The sequence below is a fragment of the Streptomyces sp. NPDC088147 genome (genome assembly GCF_044741565.1).
Lineage (GTDB): Bacteria > Actinomycetota > Actinomycetes > Streptomycetales > Streptomycetaceae > Streptomyces.
Map to the genome: position 1 here is coordinate 398,197 of NZ_JBIUSY010000010.1, position 16,996 is coordinate 415,192.

The following is a 16,996-nucleotide window of genomic DNA, read 5'->3' on the forward strand; positions in this document are numbered from 1 at the left end:
TGTCGAAGGGGAGGCCGCGCTCGATGTACGCGGCTCGATGTACGCGGCGCGATGTACGGATCCTCAGGCGGGCGGGAGGTCCTGGGGGCCGCGGTTCGCCGGGCCGCGCCCCGAGAGCACCTCGCCGTACGCCTGCATCAGATCGGGCAGCCGCAGCGTCGCCAGATCGTCGCGGGTCGGCGTCCCGCTGTACCCGGACAGCCGCAGATCGCGGTACGCGCAGCTCTTCTCGTACAGCGTCCGCACGAAGCGCCCGTTGCCCAGCTCGTCGATCCATCCCTGGTCCACGACATGGCCGCTGATCGAGCGCAGCTCGTCCGCCGCCTCCTCGTCCCAGACGTCGCCGTTCTCCGCGGCCAGCACGCCGCCGATGGCGGTCAGTTCCAGTGGCCGGTAGCTGGGGAAGTCGACACGGCTGGTGAAGCGTGAGGAGAGGCCCGGATTGGCGGCGAGCAGCCGGTCCATGCCCTCCGGATAGCCGGCCAGGATGACCACGAGATGGTCGCGGTTGTCCTCGGCGCGCTTCAGCAGCACCTGGAGGGCCTCGTCGCCGTACGCGTCGCCCTTGCTGTAGCCCGAGTTGGAGAGGCTGTACGCCTCGTCGACGAAGAGCACCCCGCCGATCGCCGAGTCGATCAGCTCATTCGCCTTGACGGCGGTCTGGCCCAGGAACTCGCCGACCATGTCGGCCCGCTGGGCCTCGACCAGATGGTCCCCGCCGAGCAGCCCCAGGGCGTAGAAGATCCGCCCGAGGATCCGGGCGACGGTGGTCTTGCCGGTGCCGGAGGGGCCGGAGAAGACAAAGTGACGTTTCGGCGGCTGGACGGGCAGCCCCTGGCCGGCCCGCAGCCGCGCCATGTGCAGTTGCGCCGTCGCCGCCTTGACCTGCCGTTTCACCGGCTCCAGACCGACCATCCGCTCCAGCTCGGCGAGGGCCTCGGCGAGCAGCGCCGGATCGGTCGGGCCGTCCGGGAAGCGCGGTGGAGCGGGTGGCGCGGGCGGCGGGGCCTTCTCCCGTACGCCTTCGCGTGCCGGGGGCGGGGTGACCCCGCCCAGCTGGGGCTGGACCTCGTTGCCGATCCGTACGTCGGAGCCGACCGAGCCCTCTGGCTCGCCCCCGGACTCCGCCGTGTCCGCCGCGTCCTGGCCGAGCCCCGCGCGCGCGACGGAGGCGATCCCCACCGGATCGTCCGGCCCTTCGTACCCGTCGGAATCGGTGATCGCGGCGAGCCGGGCCGCGGTGTCCATGAACGCAGGATCGAGCCGGTGCACGGCCCGGTAGAGCGGCAGCGCGGCGGCGCTGCGTCCGGTGCCCTCATGGGCGCGGGCCAGCCAGTACCGCAGCTCCTTGCGCTGCGGCTGTTCGCTGCGGCAGCGCATCAGCGCGGTGGACAGCAGCGGCTCCGCCTGCCCGTACATCTCCAGCCGCACCCGCGCCATCCCGCCGAAGAGCCCGGCCTCGATCCCCAGCAGCGGGTCATGGACGAGCGGTTCGGTGTGGCGCACCAACTGGTCCCAGTCCTTGACCAGATAGGCGCGGCAGGCGTGCAGGAAGCGCACCTGCGGATCGGCGTCCACCGGCGGCAGACCCGCGAGAGCCCGGTCGAGCTCCGGCACATGGCGGCCGTCCAGCCAGTGCGAGGCGTGGGCGAGCAGCAGATCACGCCCGCTCTCCAGCACCGGCTGCACCCACCAGCCGAGCCAGTACCAGGAGTTGAGGGTGCGGCGGTGGCGGGAGCGCTGCTCGCCGAAGCGGTCGCGGTGGCGGTACATGCGCAGCAGGGCGGTGGTGGTGTCGACGCGCAGCGCGTGCAGCCCGAGCCAGCCGTCGGCCATCCCGGGATCGAGCCGTACGGCGGTCCTGAACTCTTCCTCCGCCTGGGGATAGGCCCCCATCGTGTAGGCGTCCACACCGCGCACCCAGGCGAGGTCGGCCGGGGCCTGTGTGCCCTGCGCGCCGATATCCATCAGGTCCCCCACAAACCGTGCCCCCGGAATGTCCCGCCGGGCGGGCGCCCGCCGGCAGCGTGCCGAACCACCTTGTCGCGGACGGGAATTGACCGCACCGAGAGGCATCGTACCTGCGCAGAGGGTGTGCGACGAAGGGCACCGCAGCGTGGGCGGAGCGGTGACCCAGGGTGAGCGCGGGAGGGGTACGGCACGGGTGGAGGGGCGACGAACAGGTCCGAAGGGCAGAACGAAGCCCCCGATCACGGGGGAACAACCGGGGGCTTCGCGTCTGCGGCGGCTCCGAAAAGCCGCACATTAAGAACGTAAGACCTGTCCGGCCCCTCGGTCAAGCCGAGTTGGGCACTCTCCCGGGGTCGATTTCCGACTGCTCAGTATGGAGGCAGAAGCTGATCACACTGTGTGACGGTTTGGTCCGCCCTCGCGGTCGTCACCGGCCCCGTACGTATCACGTACCCCGTCTGTCGCTCGGTTACCAGGGCATCGGCGAAGGGCCGCGAGGGGTCGGCCGAGAAATGGCGTGTCTCCGCCGTCGTCCACCCGTCCCAGAAGGCGGAGAGCGCGGGGCCGTCGCGCCGCCGGCCCCGCTCCCAGGACTCCTCCGCGCCCCGGTCCATCCAGAAGAGCCGGGCGAGACACGGCCGGAGCGCCCGCCGCCCGGCCCCCACACCCTCGATGATCACCACGGGAGCGGGCGGCAGCGGACGCGGCGCGGTGAACCGCCGCAGCGTCCAGTCGTACGGCGCGTAGCGCGCGCTCACACCGCGCGAGAGCGGCTCGATGACCTGCGACCTCAGCCGGTCCACCCACGCGAAGAACTGCTCGTGCGTCGCCAGGTCGTCGAGCCGCAGTACGGGCGCCCCGTCCAGCTCCGCCGACAGCCGCGTCGCGAACGTGCTCTTGCCGGAGCCCGCGTGCCCGTCGACCGCGATCAGCCGGACGGGACCACAGGAGGGCGGCAGCGCGCGCAGGGCCGTGGCCGCTTCGGTCAGGTCGTTCATCCGTCCCACCCTACGAGGCCGCGTCCCGCGCGGCCCGGCGCCGTCGCCGCCGCAGGTCACGCCACCGGTGAAGACCAATATTGGTGGGCCGACGCGGTCCGAATCGCTGGCAGAGGCCCACCGCGAACCGCGATAGTGGACGACTGTCGAACCGCCGTCATCTCTCCGCGCTCTCCCGTATCCCCGGCGTTCTCACCGCTCTCAGCGTTCCGAACGTTCTCACCGCTCGCTCCGCCTTCGACCGGAGGTTCTCATGACCAGCCCCACCTCACGCAGAACCGTGCTGGCCGCCGCGCTCGCGGCTGTCGCGGGCACCGGCGCGGCGGGCGCGGTCCCGGCCGCCGCCGCTTCCGCCCCGACCCGGGACCCGGCCCCCGCCTCACCCCCCTCGACCTCAACGGCTCCCACCGGGGCGAAACCTCTCGTGGACAACGCCTTCTGGACCTCGTACGCCGACTGGCGCGCCGGTACCGCGAAGGGCACCCGCGCGGTGTCCGGCACCCGGCCCTCGCTGGTGATCGGCGCCCCCGCCGGCCGCACCGACTACGCCGATCCGCACACCGGTACGACCACCACCTGGGAGTACGGGACCTGGACCTCGCCCCTGCACCGCTCGAAGGTCCCCGCCACCGAGGTGATCGCCTCCTGGAACGCCAGGACCCCGGCCGGCACCTGGCTCCAGATCGAACTGCGCGGCCAGTACGCCGACGGCACCGAGACGCCCTGGTACGTGCTGGGCCGCTGGACCTCGGGCGACGGCGAGGGCGACATCCGGCGCACGTCCCTCGACGGCCAGACCGACGGACGCAGCAGCATCTGGACCGACACCTTCTCGGTGGACGACCCGGCGAGCGGGCTGCGCCTCGCCTCGTACCGGCTGCGGCTGACCCTCTACCGCAGGCCCGGCACCACGCTCACGCCGGTCGTGCACCGGGCGGGCGCGATGGCCTCCGACGTCCCGGACCGGTTCACCGTCCCCGCGTCCAGGCCCGGCCTCGCCCGCGAGCTGACCGTGCCGCGCTACTCGCAGAACATCCACACCGGGCAGTACCCCGAGTACGACAACGGCGGCGAGGCCTGGTGCAGCCCCACCTCCTCGCAGATGATCATCGAGTACTGGGGGCGCCGGCCCACCGCGGAGGACCTCGCCTGGGTGAACCCGGACTTCGCCGACCCCCAGGTCTGCCACGCGGCCCGGTTCACCTACGACTACCAGTACGAGGGATGCGGCAACTGGCCCTTCAACGCCGCGTACGCCACCACCTACCGGGACATGAGCGCGGCCGTGACCCGGCTGGGCTCGCTCACCGACGTGGAGACCCTCATCCGCGCCGGTATCCCCGTGATCACCTCGCAGTCCTTCCTCAAGGAGGAGCTGACGGGGGCGGGTTACGGCACCGCGGGCCATCTGATGACCGTCATCGGCTTCACGGCCGAGGGCGATGTGATCGCCAATGACCCCGCCTCGCCGGACAACCCCGCCGTACGCCGCGTCTACCGGCGTGTGGAATGGGAGAACATCTGGCTCAGGACCAAGCGGTACAACGCCTCGGGCAAGGTGACCTCCGGCACGGGCGGCGTCTGCTACGTCTACTGGCCCGCCGCGCCGGACGCGGCCCAGCGCCGGGCCCTGCGCTCGGTGGGCCTGCTCTGACGCGTCGAGCCCTCCCCGGCGGCCGGAGGAACGAGCCCCTCCGGCCGCTCGTGGCGGCCCGGGGACTCTCTGCGATACTGCGGGCGATCGTGCGCACACCCCGTGGCAGCCGGAGACCAGGACGCGAATGTGAATCGCAGTGAACAGCGCGGCAGCTCCGAACGCTCCCAGGCCCGGCGCTCCGAACTCATCGCGACCGGCCGGAAGCTGTTCGCCGACACCTCGTACGACGCGCTGTCGATGGACGACATAGCCCAGCACGCCGGGGTCGCCAAGGGGCTGATCTACTACTACTTCAAGAACAAGCGCGGCTACTACCTCGCCATCGTCGAGGACTCGGTCGCCGAACTCGTCTCGCTCGCCTCGGGCGGCGCCGAACTCCCGCGCACCCAGCGCGTCCAGGGCACGGTCGAGGCCTATCTGCGCTTCGCCCAGTACAACGAGGCGGCGTACCGCACCATCATCACGGGCGGCGTCGGCTTCGACACCCAGGTCCAGGCCATCCGCGACGCCGTACGGACGGGCCTGGTCTCCACGGTCGCCCAGGGCGCGTACGGCCGCTCCGACATCCCGCCGATCGCCCGGCTCGCCCTGCTCGGCTGGCTCAGCAGCGTCGAGTGGCTCACCCTCGAATGGCTGGAGTACCAGCAGGACCTGCCGAGGGAGATCCCGCGCGATCTGCTCGTACGGATGCTGCGCCACACGCTGAACACGATCGAGGAGTTCGCCCCGGAGTGCCCCGCGCCGCCGCAGGACCTCGACTGGCGCCCCGTCACCGGCCTCGACGCGGGCCAGGAGCCCCCGGGGGCATGAAGTCGCCGGGGGCGGGGGCCTCTGAGGCTCTCCCCGCCCCCGACGGGCCGGTCGCGCGATCGCGTCGCGCAGTCTCTAGTCGATCGACTTGATCAGTTCACCGTCGGTGGTGTCGCCGCTCAGCTCCCAGAAGAAGGTGCCGCCCAGCCCCTGCTGGTTCTTGTACGCCATCTTCCCGGCGATGGTCGCGGGGGTGTCGTAGCTCCACCACTGGTTGCCGCAGAAGGCGTACGCGGTGCCCCCGACCGTGCCGTTGGCCGGGCACGAGGTCTTCAGGATCTTGTAGTCCTCGATGCCCGCCTCGTACTTCCCCGGCGCCGCGCCCGTCGCGGTGCCGCCCGGCTCCTTCTGTGTGACGCCGGTCCAGCCGCGCCCGTAGAAGCCGATGCCCAGCAGCAGCTTCTCGGACGGGACACCGAGCCCCTTGAGCTTGCTGATGGCCGCGTCGGAGTTGAAGCCCTCGGTCGGGATGCCCGGGTAGGACGTGAGCGGCGAGTGCGGGGCCGTGGGGCCCTGCGCCGCGAACGCGCCGAAGAAGTCGTACGTCATCGGGTTGTACCAGTCGAGGTACTGCGCCGCCCCCGCGTAGTCGGCGGCGTCGATCTTCCCGCCGTCCGAGCCGTCGGCGGTGATGGCCGCCGTCACCAGGTCGGAACCGAACTCGGTGCGCAGCGCGGAGGCCAGGTTCCTGAACGCGTCACGACCACTGGAGTCACAGGTCAGACCGCAGGCGTTGGGGTACTCCCAGTCGACGTCGATCCCGTCGAAGACATCGGCCCAGCGCGGGTCCTCGACCAGTGCGCGGCAGGACTGCGCGAACGCGGCCGGGTTCTTCGCCGCTTCGGTGAAGCCCCCGGACCAGGACCAGCCGCCGAAGGACCAGATCACCTTGAGACCGGGGTGCTGCGCCTTGAGCTTGCGCAGCTGGTTGAAGTTGCCGCGCAGCGGCTGGTCCCAGGTGTCGGCGACGCCGTCGACGGACTGGTCGGCGGTGTACGCCTTCTCGTAGTCGGCGTAGGAGTCGCCGATCACGCACTTGCCGCCGGTGACATTGCCGAACGCGTAGTTGATATGCGTGAGTTTGGCGGCGGAGCCGGAGGTCTCGATGTTCTTGACGTGGTAATTGCGGTCGTAGACGCCCCAGTTGGTGAAGTAGCCGACCACCTTGTTGCCCGCCGCGGCAGCCGTGGCGGGGGCGGCCTCACCGGCGGACGCGGTGCCCGCTCCGGACAGCAGGGTCACGCCGAGGACGGCGGTACACGCGGCGGCGATCAGCGCACGGAACCGGGCGCGGGGACGGTGGAGTCTGAGCACGGGATCTCCTCGTGGGGGAGGAAGAGCGAGTGGGGGGGGCAGCGAAGTCATGGGGTTGACTTGGCATGAACGCGAAATGCGTTGGGGTGGACGTTAGAAGGACTAGACCACTGGGGTCAATGGTTCGGACCAAGTTCGGACCGGCCAGTGGCCACTTCCCGCCCGTGACGGCAGGGCGCCCGATCGGGCATACTCCAACGCGCCACAGTCACTGATCAGCTGCTTCCGTGATCCGGAGGTGCAGCATCGGCTGGGCACCACTGCCGTCCGGGGGCACCCCCGGACTTCAGCCGGCGGCGCCGCCACACCCCGCGTGCGCGTCGCCGCAGCGCCCGACAGGGAGGAGAGCGCCGTATGTCCGACCGTGCCCCGCAACCGGTGGAACGCCAGCTGCCCACCGAGGAGTCCCAGGATCTCGTCGCCCTCGTACGCGACATCGTCCAGCGGGAGATCGCTCCCAAGGCGGCCGAGGAGGAGGACGCCGGGCACTTCCCCCGCGACGTCTTCACCCTCCTCTCCGCGTCAGGACTGCTCGGCCTCCCCTATGACTCCGCCCATGGCGGCGGGGACCAGCCGTACGAGGTCTACCTCCAGGTACTCGAAGAACTCGCCGCCGCCCGGCTCACCGTCGGCCTCGGCGTCAGCGTCCACTCCCTCGCCTGCCACGCCCTCGCCGGCTACGGAACGAAGGCCCAGCAGGCCCAGCTCCTCCCCGCGATGCTGGGCGGCGGCCTCCTCGGCGCCTACTGCCTCTCCGAGCCCGCCTCCGGCTCGGACGCGGCCTCGCTCCGCACCAAGGCCGTACGGGACGGCGACGACTGGGTCATCACCGGCACCAAGGCCTGGATCACCCACGGCGGCATCGCGGACTTCTACACCGTGCTCGCCCGCACCGGGCAGGAGGGCGCCCGGGGCATCACGGCCTTCCTCGTCCCCGGCGACGCCCCCGGACTCAACGCGGCGGCCCCCGAGAAGAAGATGGGCATGAAGGGCTCGCCCACCGCCCAACTCCACTTCGACGGCGTACGGGTGGCCGACGACCGCCGCATCGGCGACGAGGGCCAGGGCTTCGCCATCGCGCTCTCCGCCCTCGACTCGGGCCGCCTCGGCATCGCCGCCTGCGCCGTCGGACTCGCCCAGGCGGCCCTGGACGAGGCCGTCGGATACGCCACAGGGCGGCGGCAGTTCGGCAAGCCCATCGCGGACTTCCAGGGACTGCGCTTCCTGCTCGCCGACATGGCCACCAGGATCGAGGCCGGCCGCGCGCTCTACCTCGCCGCCGCCCGGCTGCGCGACGCGGGCCGCCCGTTCTCCCAACAGGCCGCCATGGCCAAGCTGTTCTGCACGGACGCCGCGATGCAGGTCACCATCGACGCCGTACAGGTCCTCGGCGGCTACGGCTACACCGCGGACTTCCCGGCGGAGCGCTATATGCGTGAGGCCAAGGTGCTCCAGATCGTCGAGGGCACCAACCAGATCCAGCGCATGGTGATCGCCCGCCACCTGGCGGGCCCCGAATCCCGCTGACCACCGCGCGCACGCTGACGGACGGTCAGCGTGCGCGCCGGAGAGCTACGCCGCGTGCCGCTGGAGAGCCGGCACCTTGAACGGACGTGAGCCGGGACCACCGACATGCGAGAACGGCTGCGTCCGCCAGTCGAGCCCCTGCGGCAGCGTCAGCAGCAGCGCGGTGTCCTGCTCCTGAGCCTCGGACGACGCGTCGGCGGCCGGAGCCTCCGACGCCGAACGGCCCGTACCGGCACAGACCGAGAGTACGAACGGATTCCACGGGGAAGGGCACAGCGCGTGCTCCGGCAGGACGTCCTCGTCCGCCAGCAACGCGATTGGCTGCGCACAGTCCGGGCAGACGACCCGGTACATCTCGAAGGTGTCGTAGAAGTCGAGTTCGTCGGCGTCGACGAGCTCAACGGGCTCCGGTTCGGTACGTCCGGCGCGCTTCAGGCTCTGCATGGAGACATTCCCCCTCGGGTGGGCCGACCAGGCTCTTGTGGTCTCGACCACAGCAAGCAATTCCCGTCGCGCGAGCCAGGTAACCGTAAGGTCTCGACCGACCCGCCCAGAGACCTGTGGTCTTCGTCACACGCCCCCTCGCGCGGCTCTTCGGCTCACTCCCGACTGTGCTGGAAGCGGCCCGGGGCAATAGGTTGATCCGCATGGAGGAGCTGGATCGTCAGATCGTGGAATTGCTTGTCAAGGACGGCCGGATGAGCTACACCGACCTGGGCAAGGCCACCGGCCTGTCCACGTCGGCGGTGCATCAGCGCGTACGCCGGCTGGAGCAGCGAGGCGTCATCCGCGGCTACGCCGCGGTGGTCGACCCGGAGCAGGTCGGGCTGCCTCTCACCGCGTTCATCTCGGCCAAACCGTTCGACCCCAGCGCCCCCGACGACATCGCCGAGCGGCTCGCCGAGATCCCCGAGATCGAGGCGTGCCACAGCGTGGCGGGCGACGAGAACTACATCCTCAAGGTCCGGGTGGAAACCCCTCTGGCCCTGGAACACCTGCTCACCCGCATCCGCAGCCTGGCCGGAGTGTCCACCCGCACGACGGTGGTCCTCTCCACCCCCTACGAGTCCCGCCCGCCCAGTCTTTAGTTTTTTTGGGGCTCGGTTCGCCTCCGGGGCGCTTTAAGCCAACGTCGACGGTTGACCGTGCTCGATTCGCTCGTACCTCGCGAACCTCCGCGCGCTCGCCCTTTCGACGTCGGCGCGCCCCTTCGGCTCACTCGCCGCCGGAAAGACGGCACCCGGAACGAATCGGCAGCCCACCGGCTCCCGCGCCGGAGGCGCCCCGCGCCCCGCACCCCCCGCCGGACGGCGGGCCGCGCCGCGCGACACTGTCCCCATGACCAACCGCACCGCCCCGGCCCACCGCACCACCCTCCTGCGCCGCGGCGAAGTCCACAGCCCCGCCGACCCCTTCGCCACCGCCATGGTCGTAGAACGCGGCCACGTCGCCTGGGTGGGCTCCGAAGGCGCCGCGGACTCCTTCGCCTCCGGCGTCGACGAGGTCATCGACCTCGAAGGCGCGCTCGTCACCCCCGCGTTCACCGACGCCCACGTCCACACCACCGCCACCGGCCTCGCCCTCACCGGACTCGACCTTTCCGGCGCCCGGACCCTGCCGGAGGCGCTGGACCTCGTACGGGACCACCGCACCGCCCACCCCGGCGACCGGATCCTGCTCGGCCACGGCTGGGACTCCGCCCGGTGGCCCGAGCAGCGTCCCCCGTCGCGTGCCGAGCTCGACGACGCGGCCGGCGGCCGGCCGCTCTATCTGACACGGATCGACGTGCACTCCGCGGTCGTGACCACCGCCCTGCTCGATCTGGTCCCCGGCGTCACCGCGCTGACCGGCTATCACCCGGACGCGCCGCTGACGGCCGCCGCGCACCACGCCGTGCGCGCCGCCGCCCACGGGTCCGTCAGCGCGCGCCAGCGCACCGAGGCGCAGCGGGCGGCCCGTGCCCGCGCCGCCTCGCTCGGCATCGGCTCGCTCCATGAGTGCGGCGGCCCGGAGATCTCCGACGAGGAGGACTTCACCGCACTGCTGCGGCTGGCCGAGGACGAGCCGGGGCCACGGATCCACGGCTACTGGGCCGAAAGGATCACCGACGAGAAGGGCGCCCGGCACGTCCGGGAGCTGGGCGCCGCCGGAGCCGCGGGTGATCTCTTCGTCGACGGCTCCCTCGGCTCCCACACCGCCTCCCTGCACGAGCCCTACGCCGACGCCGCCCACACCGGTACCGCCCAGCTCGACGCCGCCGCGATCGCGGTCCATGTCGCCCTCTGTACCGAGGCCGGGCTCCAGGCCGGTTTCCACGCCATCGGGGACGCCGCGATCAGCGCCGTCGTCGAGGGCGTGCGCGCCGCCGCCGAGCGCGTGGGCCTCGCCCGTATCAGGGCGGCCAGGCACCGTGTCGAGCACGCCGAGATGCTCACCCCCGCGACCGTCGCGGCCTTCGCCGAGCTGGGCCTCACCGCCTCCGTACAGCCGGTCTTCGACGCGTTCTGGGGCGGCACCGACGGTATGTACGCCCAGCGGCTCGGCGCCGACCGCGCCCGTACGCTCAATCCGTACGCCGCGCTGCTGCGCGCCGGCGTGCCGCTGGCGTTCGGCTCCGACAGCCCCGTCACCCCGCTGGACCCCTGGGGCACCGTCAGGGCCGCCGCCTTCCACCACACCCCCGAGCACCGGATCTCGGTCCGGGCGGCCTTCACCGCCCACACCCGTGGCGGCCGGCGGGCCATGGGGCGGGACGACGCGGGTACGCTCGTGCCCGGCGCCCCCGCCGACTACGCCGTCTGGCGGACGGAGGAGCTGGTGGTCCAGGCCCCCGACGACCGGGTGGCCCGCTGGTCCACCGATCCGCGCTCGGGGACGCCGGGTCTGCCCGATCTGACGCCCGGCCGACCGCTGCCCGAATGTCTGCGGACCGTCGTCTCCGGACAAACGGTCTTCCTGCGACCGAACGAGTGACGTACGGACATTTCGTGCCGCCGCCCGATGCCCGCCGGCCTCGTCCGCGACCTGCGGATCTTCCCCACTGACCTGGTGATTTGGGTCAACACCGCAGGTCAAACGACTATTGACAGTAAGCAGCCACCGGCGGGTAGGTTCGGCCGGGTCCACCACAGGACGTCCGTCCGGCAGCCTCCACGCAGTCGTCGAACGCCACTGGGCCATGGGGCGGTGTGCCGCACCGGCGCACCACCACTGGGAGCCAGGTCCAGCAGTCGCGTCTCGGGGGCGAGGGAAGGTTTCAGCCGGCCGGCAGGTGCGACCCCGGATGGGGCCCGGCGTTCAGTAGACAACGGCTTTCGGTCGACCCGCAGCCAGCGGGTCCCAGGTCGGCCCGAAGGACGCCGGGTCCCGATCCGCAGCAGGTGATTCCTTCCGCTTCCCCCGTTCCCGCCGGTTTCCCTCCGCCGGTATGTGTTCCGTAACAAGATCTCCGGTTCCGTCCGCCATCTCCGGACATCACCGCCCATCCCCACCGACACAGGGTCACCATGGTGGTCCCCGGCCATGGCGTGCTCGCTAAGCTGGGGCACCTGCGTACGGCGATTAAGGGGCAGCAGTGAACGACGGTGGCCAGAGGCGGTACGGCCCGCTCGGTACAGCCTTGGTGATCATCCCGACCTTCAACGAGGCCGAGAACATCAGGACCATCGTCACCCGCGTGCGCGCCGCGGTGCCGGAGGCCGACATCCTCATCGCCGACGACAACAGCCCCGACGGCACCGGCAAGATCGCCGATGAACTGGCCGCCGAGGACAGCCATGTGAAGGTCCTGCACCGCAGGGGCAAGGAAGGGCTCGGCGCCGCCTATCTCGCGGGCTTCCGCTGGGGCATCGAGCACGACTACGGCGTCCTCGTCGAGATGGACGCCGACGGCTCCCACCAGCCCGAGGAACTGCCCCGGCTGCTGACCGCGCTCAAGGGCGCCGATCTGGTGCTCGGTTCGCGCTGGGTGCCGGGCGGACGGGTCGTCAACTGGCCCAGGACGCGTGAGCTGATCTCCCGCGGCGGCAGCACCTACTCCCGTGTCCTGCTCGGCGTCCCGATCCGCGATGTCACCGGCGGCTACCGGGCGTTCCGCAGGGAGACCCTGGAGCGGCTCGGCCTCGACGCCGTCTCCTCCCAGGGCTACTGCTTCCAGGTCGATCTGGCCCGTCGCGCGATCGAGGCGGGCTGCCATGTGGTCGAGGTGCCCATCACCTTCGTCGAACGCGAACTCGGCGACTCCAAGATGAGCAAGGACATCCTCGTCGAGGCGCTGTGGCGGGTCACGGCCTGGGGCGTCGAGTCCCGGACGAACCGGCTGCTCGGCCGGAAGCCCGCCGGGTCCGCCGGTGCCCGGCCGACCGGAACCGGACCGAGCGCGGCCGGACCGACCGGCACCGGATCCACCGGAACCGGATCCGCCGAATCCGCTTGATCATTCCGCTCGTCCCCATACGCCATCCGGACGCGTCCCCAGGCACACTGGGAGTATGACGACCGCGCAATCGCCCCGGACCGTTCCCAAGCGCTCACGCGCCCGAACTTTCATCCCGCTGGGCGTCGCCGCCTGGCTCGTGCTGGAGATCTGGCTGCTGACCGTGGTGGCCGATGTGGCGGGCGGGCTGACCGTCCTGCTGCTGCTCGTGGGCGCGGTCGTACTCGGCGCGGTGGTCATCAAGAGCGCCGGCCGCCGCGCCTTCCGCAATCTCACCGAGACCCTGCAACGGCAGCAGCAGCGACAGCCGGGCGAGCCGCCCGAGACCGAGACGGGCACCGGCAGCACCGGCAATGGTTTCCTGATGCTCGGCGGCCTGCTGATCATGCTGCCGGGGCTGATCACCGACGTCTTCGGGCTGGTCCTGCTCATCCCGCCGGTACGGATGGCCCTCGGCCGGTACACGGAGCGGTCCTTCGAGCGCCGGATGCGCGCCGCCGCCGCCGTGCCCGGCAGCCTCGGCGACGCCTTCCAGCAGGCCCGGATGCACCAGCCGGACGGCAAGGTGGTCCAGGGCGAGGTCATCAAGCACGACGACGAGGGGCGGAGCCCCCACCACCCCGGGGACGAGGGCCCGCGCCCGCCCCTCACCCCGTGAGCCCCAGCCCGTCAGGCACACCAAAGCCGCGGGCCGCGTCACACAGGGAGTGTGACGCGGCCCGCGGCTTTGGTGCTGTTCGCTGTTCGTAAGCGGTGGTTACGCGGTCAGGCGGACTTCCGGCTGTCCCGCGGATGCACGGCGATGTTCATGGCGCCGGAGCGCAGGACGGCCAGCCTCTCGGCCAGCACCTCCTCCAGCTCCTCGCGGGTGCGCCGCTCCATGAGCATGTCCCAGTGCGTACGCGCAGGCTTGCCCTTCTTCTCTTCGGGGCCATCCCCGTCCACCAGGAGTGCCTGGGCGCCACACGCCTTGCACTCCCACTCCGGCGGAATTTCCGCCTCTACCGAGAACGGCATCTCAAATCGATGGCCGTTCTGGCATGCGTACTCCACCGCCTGGCGCGGGGCCAGATCGATGCCGCGGTCCGTCTCGTAGCTGGTAACCACGAGTCGCGTGCCGCGGAGAGCTCGCTCACTCATGAATCGTGCCTCCCGGGCTTGTCGCCCACAGGACAGGTGTCGCTGTCGTCGTCATCCGGTCAACGTCCGGTCGGCGGTAAAGATTCCCGTTCCGGGTCATGCGTCGCCCGTCTGTGCCGCTGGTCATTCCAGGATTGCGTACCCACCAGCGCCCGGTTTGTCACATCTAACGGGAGATGTCACCCAGCGTTTTCGTTTCTCGACTACGCAGTAACGGTCCGCCTGGCAGGCCAAACGCGTACACTACCGCCCTTTGACTTCAACGTCTAAATCCGTTCCGGCACGGGGTTCCCCGCGGCGGCGATCGCCCGCCGCACCGGCACCCTCGCCAGCAGGACGAAACCGAGCACGAAGAAGATCACCAGCGAGATGATCGCGTCCCGGTAGCTGCCGGTCAGCTGGAACGCGAGCCCGAACACCAGCGGGCCCAGCCAGCTCAGGCCGCGGTCGCTCATCTCGTACGCGGAGAAGTACTCCGCCTCCTTGCCGCTCGGCACCAGATGCGAGAAGAGCGAGCGGGACAGCGCCTGGCTGCCGCCCAGGACCAGACCGATCGCCGCGGCCAGCGCGTAGAACGCGACCGGTGCCCCGGACGGCAGGAAATACCCCGCTCCGAGGATCAGCGTCCAGACGGCGAGTGAGCCGAGAATCGTCCGCTTGGCCCCGTAGGACCTGGCCATTCGGCCCATGCCCAGTGCGCCCGCCACCGCGAGTATCTGCACCAGCAGCACGGCGGTGATCAGAGTCGTCTGGTCCAGGCCCAGCTCCTCGGAGCCATAGACCGAGGCCTGCGAGATCACCGTCTGGATGCCGTCGTTGTAGAGCAGATAGGCGAGCAGGAAGGACAGCGTCAGCGGATGGCGGCGCATGTCCCGCAGCGTCGCGATCAGCTGCCGCCAGCCGGTACCGACCGCGCCCGTGCCGTCCCGCACCACCCGGCGGTCGCGCAGCCGGCGCAGCGGGATGAGGGTGAAGGCGCCCCACCAGACGCCGGCCGAGGCCAGACAGATCCGGACGGCCGTCGACTCCGAGACGCCGAAGGTGTCATGGCCGGTGTAGAGCACGAGGTTGAGGACGAGCACCAGCGCGCCCGAGGTGTAGCCGAACGCCCAGCCGCGCGAGGAGACCGCGTCGCGCTCCTCGGGCCCGGCGATCTGCGGCAGATACGCGTTGTAGAGCACCATCGAGACCGCCAGTGAGGCGTTCGCCACAATCAGCAGCAGCGCGCCCAGCAGATAGCGGTCGCCGTCCAGGAAGAACATGCCCGCCGTGGCGCCGGCGCCGAGATACGCGGCGAGCGCGAGCAGCGGCTTCTTGCGTCCCGAACGGTCGGCGGCGGCGCCGACCAGCGGCATCACCACCACCGCCACCACGATGGAGAGGGAGACCGTGTACGCGAACACCGAGCCCGCGCGGATGGGTATCCCCAGCGGACGCACAAAGCCGTCCGCGTCGGCCGCCGCCTTCGCCACCGAGGTCAGATAGGGGCCGAGGAAGACCGTGAGCACGCTCGTCGAGTAGACGGAGCACGCGAAGTCGTAGAAGTACCAGCCGCGCTGCTCGCGTCTGCGCTCCGACGCCCCGTCGGCCGACCCGTCGGCACGGTCCACGGTGTCAGCGGTCACCGGTGTTCCCTCGCTCTCCCCGTCGCTGTTCCCGGCCTTTCCCGGCGCACGCCCCACCCGGTCAGTGCCAGGCTCCCCGCGCGGTCAACACCGCGCGCAGCGTCTCCAGTTGATCAGTCATGATGCCATCCACACCGAGATCGAGGAGCGCCTCCATCCGATCCGGATCGTTGACCGTCCAGACATGCACCTGGAGGCCACGTGCGTGCGCCGTCCGTATGAAGCGCTCGTCGACCACCCGGACACCGTTCTGGGTCTCGGGGACCTGGGCGCAGACGGCGCCCCGCCGGACGGGGGCCGGGATGCCGTACGAGCGCAGCCGCAGGCCCAGCACGCCCCGTACCCCGTACGAGGTGGCGAGCCGGGGGCCCGCGAGACGGGCCGCGCCGGCCACCCGCGCCTCGGAGAAGGAGCCCACGCACACCCGGTCCCAGCTGCCGGTCCTGCGGATCAGCTCGACCAGGGGGAGCTGGGCGGGGGCGGCCTTGATGTCCACGTTCCAGTGCGCGTCGGGGAACTCCTCTAGCAGTTCCTCGAAGAGCGGCAGCGGCTCGGTCCCCGCCACTCTGGCCCGGCGCACCTCCTTCCAGGACAGATCGGCGATCCGGCCGCGGGCATCGGTCACCCGGTCCAGCGTCGAGTCGTGGAAGGCGACGAGCCGGCCGTCCGTGGTGGCGTGCACATCGGTCTCGAAGTAGCGGTATCCGAGCCCGGCGGCACGGCGGAACGCGGCGGCGGTGTTCTCCAGGCCGTCCGCCGTGCCGCCGCGATGGGCGAACGGGATCGGGGCCGGCCGGTCCAGATAGGGGTGGGGTACGCGAGTCACCGCCGCAGTATGGCCTGTCCCGGTGACCCGGTGGCGACCACGGTGCTGCCGTTGTCCGCCGCCGGGATGGCGAAGACGCGCAGGAACAGCTGGGCGAGCGGCCCGATGGCCAGGGCGTAGGCGACCGTCCCGATGCCCACCGACCCGCCCAGGACGAAGCCGGTGACGACCACCGCCACCTCGATCCCCGTACGGACGAGCCGGACCGAGCGGCCGGTCAGCCGGTGCAGTCCGGTCATCAGACCGTCCCGCGGGCCCGGTCCGAACCGGGCCGCGATATAGAGACCGGTGGCCGCTCCGTTGAGCACGATGCCCGCGATCAGCAGGGGGATACGGACGGCCAGGTGGTGCCCTTCGGGGACGAGGGCGAGCGTGGCGTCCATGGCGACGCCGATCACGAAGACGTTGGAGACCGTGCCGAGCCCGGGGCGCTGCCTGATCGGTATCCAGAGCAGCAGCACCACCGCGCCGACGATGATCGAGACGACCCCCATCGTCAGCCCGGTCAGCTCCGCGAGCCCCTGGTGCAGCACACCCCACGGCTCCAGACCGAGGCCGCCGCGCACCAGCAGCGCCGAGCTGGTCCCGTACAGCGCGAGTCCCACGTACAGCTGGACGAGCCGCCGTGCGAGATGTGGACCGTGGAGGCCGGAGGTGATGGACATGGTGGCGCCCCCTGATGCGATGGTGGAC

At 71.1% G+C, this 16,996-nt stretch carries 15 protein-coding genes; 7 read left to right on the top strand and 8 right to left on the bottom strand.

The annotated features are described in order from the left end of the window. Positions 1-63 precede the first annotated feature (63 nt). Both ACIOGX_RS32875 and ACIOGX_RS32880 read right to left on the bottom strand, forming a co-directional pair. Complete coding sequence (locus ACIOGX_RS32875) at positions 64-1,968, bottom strand: AAA family ATPase (protein ID WP_383974407.1); 1,905 nt, start codon at positions 1,966-1,968, stop codon at positions 64-66. A gap of 371 nt (positions 1,969-2,339) precedes the next feature. Next, the gene (locus tag ACIOGX_RS32880) at positions 2,340-2,969 is read right to left on the bottom strand and encodes a uridine kinase (protein ID WP_401764502.1); all 630 of its coding nucleotides are present in this window, start codon (positions 2,967-2,969) and stop codon (positions 2,340-2,342) included. Positions 2,970-3,222: 253 nt separating this feature from the next. Between ACIOGX_RS32880 and ACIOGX_RS32885 the strand changes: the two genes are divergently transcribed. Next, positions 3,223-4,623: a peptidase C39 family protein gene (locus ACIOGX_RS32885; RefSeq protein ID WP_356513797.1), complete on the top strand. Its 1,401-nt coding sequence runs from the start codon at positions 3,223-3,225 to the stop codon at positions 4,621-4,623. A 129-nt stretch (positions 4,624-4,752) separates the two neighbouring features. Next, entirely contained in the window at positions 4,753-5,436 is a 684-nt protein-coding gene (locus tag ACIOGX_RS32890; RefSeq protein ID WP_401918255.1) for a TetR/AcrR family transcriptional regulator, read from the top strand. A 75-nt stretch (positions 5,437-5,511) separates the two neighbouring features. Here the strand turns inward: ACIOGX_RS32890 and ACIOGX_RS32895 are convergent, their stop codons facing one another. Further along, positions 5,512-6,750 (bottom strand): glycoside hydrolase family 18 protein, encoded by a 1,239-nt coding sequence (locus ACIOGX_RS32895; RefSeq protein ID WP_356513793.1) that lies wholly within the window; start codon positions 6,748-6,750, stop codon positions 5,512-5,514. A gap of 354 nt (positions 6,751-7,104) precedes the next feature. Here ACIOGX_RS32895 and ACIOGX_RS32900 point away from each other — a divergent pair, with 354 nt between their 5' ends. Then, positions 7,105-8,277 (top strand): acyl-CoA dehydrogenase family protein, encoded by a 1,173-nt coding sequence (locus ACIOGX_RS32900; protein WP_356513791.1) that lies wholly within the window; start codon positions 7,105-7,107, stop codon positions 8,275-8,277. 45 nt (positions 8,278-8,322) lie between these two features. Here the strand turns inward: ACIOGX_RS32900 and ACIOGX_RS32905 are convergent, their stop codons facing one another. Continuing rightward, positions 8,323-8,721 carry a hypothetical protein gene (locus ACIOGX_RS32905; RefSeq protein WP_129772786.1) on the bottom strand — a complete coding sequence of 133 codons (399 nt, stop codon included), beginning with the start codon at positions 8,719-8,721 and terminating at the stop codon, positions 8,323-8,325. Between the two features lie 203 nt (positions 8,722-8,924). On the opposite strand from ACIOGX_RS32905, the gene ACIOGX_RS32910 reads away from it, so the two are divergent. From ACIOGX_RS32910 to fxsA, 4 genes are all read left to right on the top strand, one after another. Then, complete coding sequence (locus ACIOGX_RS32910; RefSeq protein WP_356513789.1) at positions 8,925-9,365, top strand: Lrp/AsnC family transcriptional regulator; 441 nt, start codon at positions 8,925-8,927, stop codon at positions 9,363-9,365. Positions 9,366-9,615: 250 nt separating this feature from the next. Then, on the top strand, positions 9,616-11,250 hold the full coding sequence (locus ACIOGX_RS32915; protein WP_401918258.1) for an amidohydrolase: 1,635 nt from the start codon (positions 9,616-9,618) through the stop codon (positions 11,248-11,250). A gap of 601 nt (positions 11,251-11,851) precedes the next feature. After that, the gene (locus ACIOGX_RS32920; protein WP_356513785.1) at positions 11,852-12,712 is read left to right on the top strand and encodes a polyprenol monophosphomannose synthase; all 861 of its coding nucleotides are present in this window, start codon (positions 11,852-11,854) and stop codon (positions 12,710-12,712) included. A gap of 55 nt (positions 12,713-12,767) precedes the next feature. Continuing rightward, the gene (fxsA, locus tag ACIOGX_RS32925; RefSeq protein WP_401918260.1) at positions 12,768-13,370 is read left to right on the top strand and encodes an FxsA family membrane protein; all 603 of its coding nucleotides are present in this window, start codon (positions 12,768-12,770) and stop codon (positions 13,368-13,370) included. A 107-nt stretch (positions 13,371-13,477) separates the two neighbouring features. Here fxsA and ACIOGX_RS32930 read toward each other — a convergent pair whose 3' ends face one another. The 4 genes from ACIOGX_RS32930 to ACIOGX_RS32945 all read right to left on the bottom strand — a co-directional run bounded on the left by ACIOGX_RS32930 (position 13,478) and on the right by ACIOGX_RS32945 (position 16,968). Next, entirely contained in the window at positions 13,478-13,852 is a 375-nt protein-coding gene (locus ACIOGX_RS32930; protein ID WP_003959706.1) for an RNA polymerase-binding protein RbpA, read from the bottom strand. 266 nt (positions 13,853-14,118) lie between these two features. Next, a complete protein-coding gene (locus ACIOGX_RS32935; RefSeq protein ID WP_356518572.1) occupies positions 14,119-15,477 on the bottom strand; it encodes an MFS transporter in 1,359 nt (452 codons plus the stop codon). A gap of 61 nt (positions 15,478-15,538) precedes the next feature. Beyond that, on the bottom strand, positions 15,539-16,303 hold the full coding sequence (locus ACIOGX_RS32940) for a glycerophosphodiester phosphodiesterase (RefSeq protein WP_401918262.1): 765 nt from the start codon (positions 16,301-16,303) through the stop codon (positions 15,539-15,541). Then, positions 16,300-16,968 (bottom strand): YitT family protein, encoded by a 669-nt coding sequence (locus tag ACIOGX_RS32945; protein ID WP_401918264.1) that lies wholly within the window; start codon positions 16,966-16,968, stop codon positions 16,300-16,302. Before ACIOGX_RS32945 ends, ACIOGX_RS32940 begins: the two co-directional genes overlap by 4 nt. Positions 16,969-16,996: the final 28 nt, after the last annotated feature.

Coding starts and splice junctions, on each gene's coding strand:
- ACIOGX_RS32875 (WP_383974407.1), bottom strand. CDS start 1,968: ATGGATATCGGCGCGCAGGGCACACAGGCCCCGGCCGACCTCGCCTGG.
- ACIOGX_RS32880 (WP_401764502.1), bottom strand. CDS start 2,969: ATGAACGACCTGACCGAAGCGGCCACGGCCCTGCGCGCGCTGCCGCCC.
- ACIOGX_RS32885 (WP_356513797.1), top strand. CDS start 3,223: ATGACCAGCCCCACCTCACGCAGAACCGTGCTGGCCGCCGCGCTCGCG.
- ACIOGX_RS32900 (WP_356513791.1), top strand. CDS start 7,105: ATGTCCGACCGTGCCCCGCAACCGGTGGAACGCCAGCTGCCCACCGAG.
- ACIOGX_RS32905 (WP_129772786.1), bottom strand. CDS start 8,721: ATGCAGAGCCTGAAGCGCGCCGGACGTACCGAACCGGAGCCCGTTGAG.
- ACIOGX_RS32910 (WP_356513789.1), top strand. CDS start 8,925: ATGGAGGAGCTGGATCGTCAGATCGTGGAATTGCTTGTCAAGGACGGC.
- ACIOGX_RS32915 (WP_401918258.1), top strand. CDS start 9,616: ATGACCAACCGCACCGCCCCGGCCCACCGCACCACCCTCCTGCGCCGC.
- fxsA (WP_401918260.1), top strand. CDS start 12,768: ATGACGACCGCGCAATCGCCCCGGACCGTTCCCAAGCGCTCACGCGCC.
- ACIOGX_RS32930 (WP_003959706.1), bottom strand. CDS start 13,852: ATGAGTGAGCGAGCTCTCCGCGGCACGCGACTCGTGGTTACCAGCTAC.
- ACIOGX_RS32945 (WP_401918264.1), bottom strand. CDS start 16,968: ATGTCCATCACCTCCGGCCTCCACGGTCCACATCTCGCACGGCGGCTC.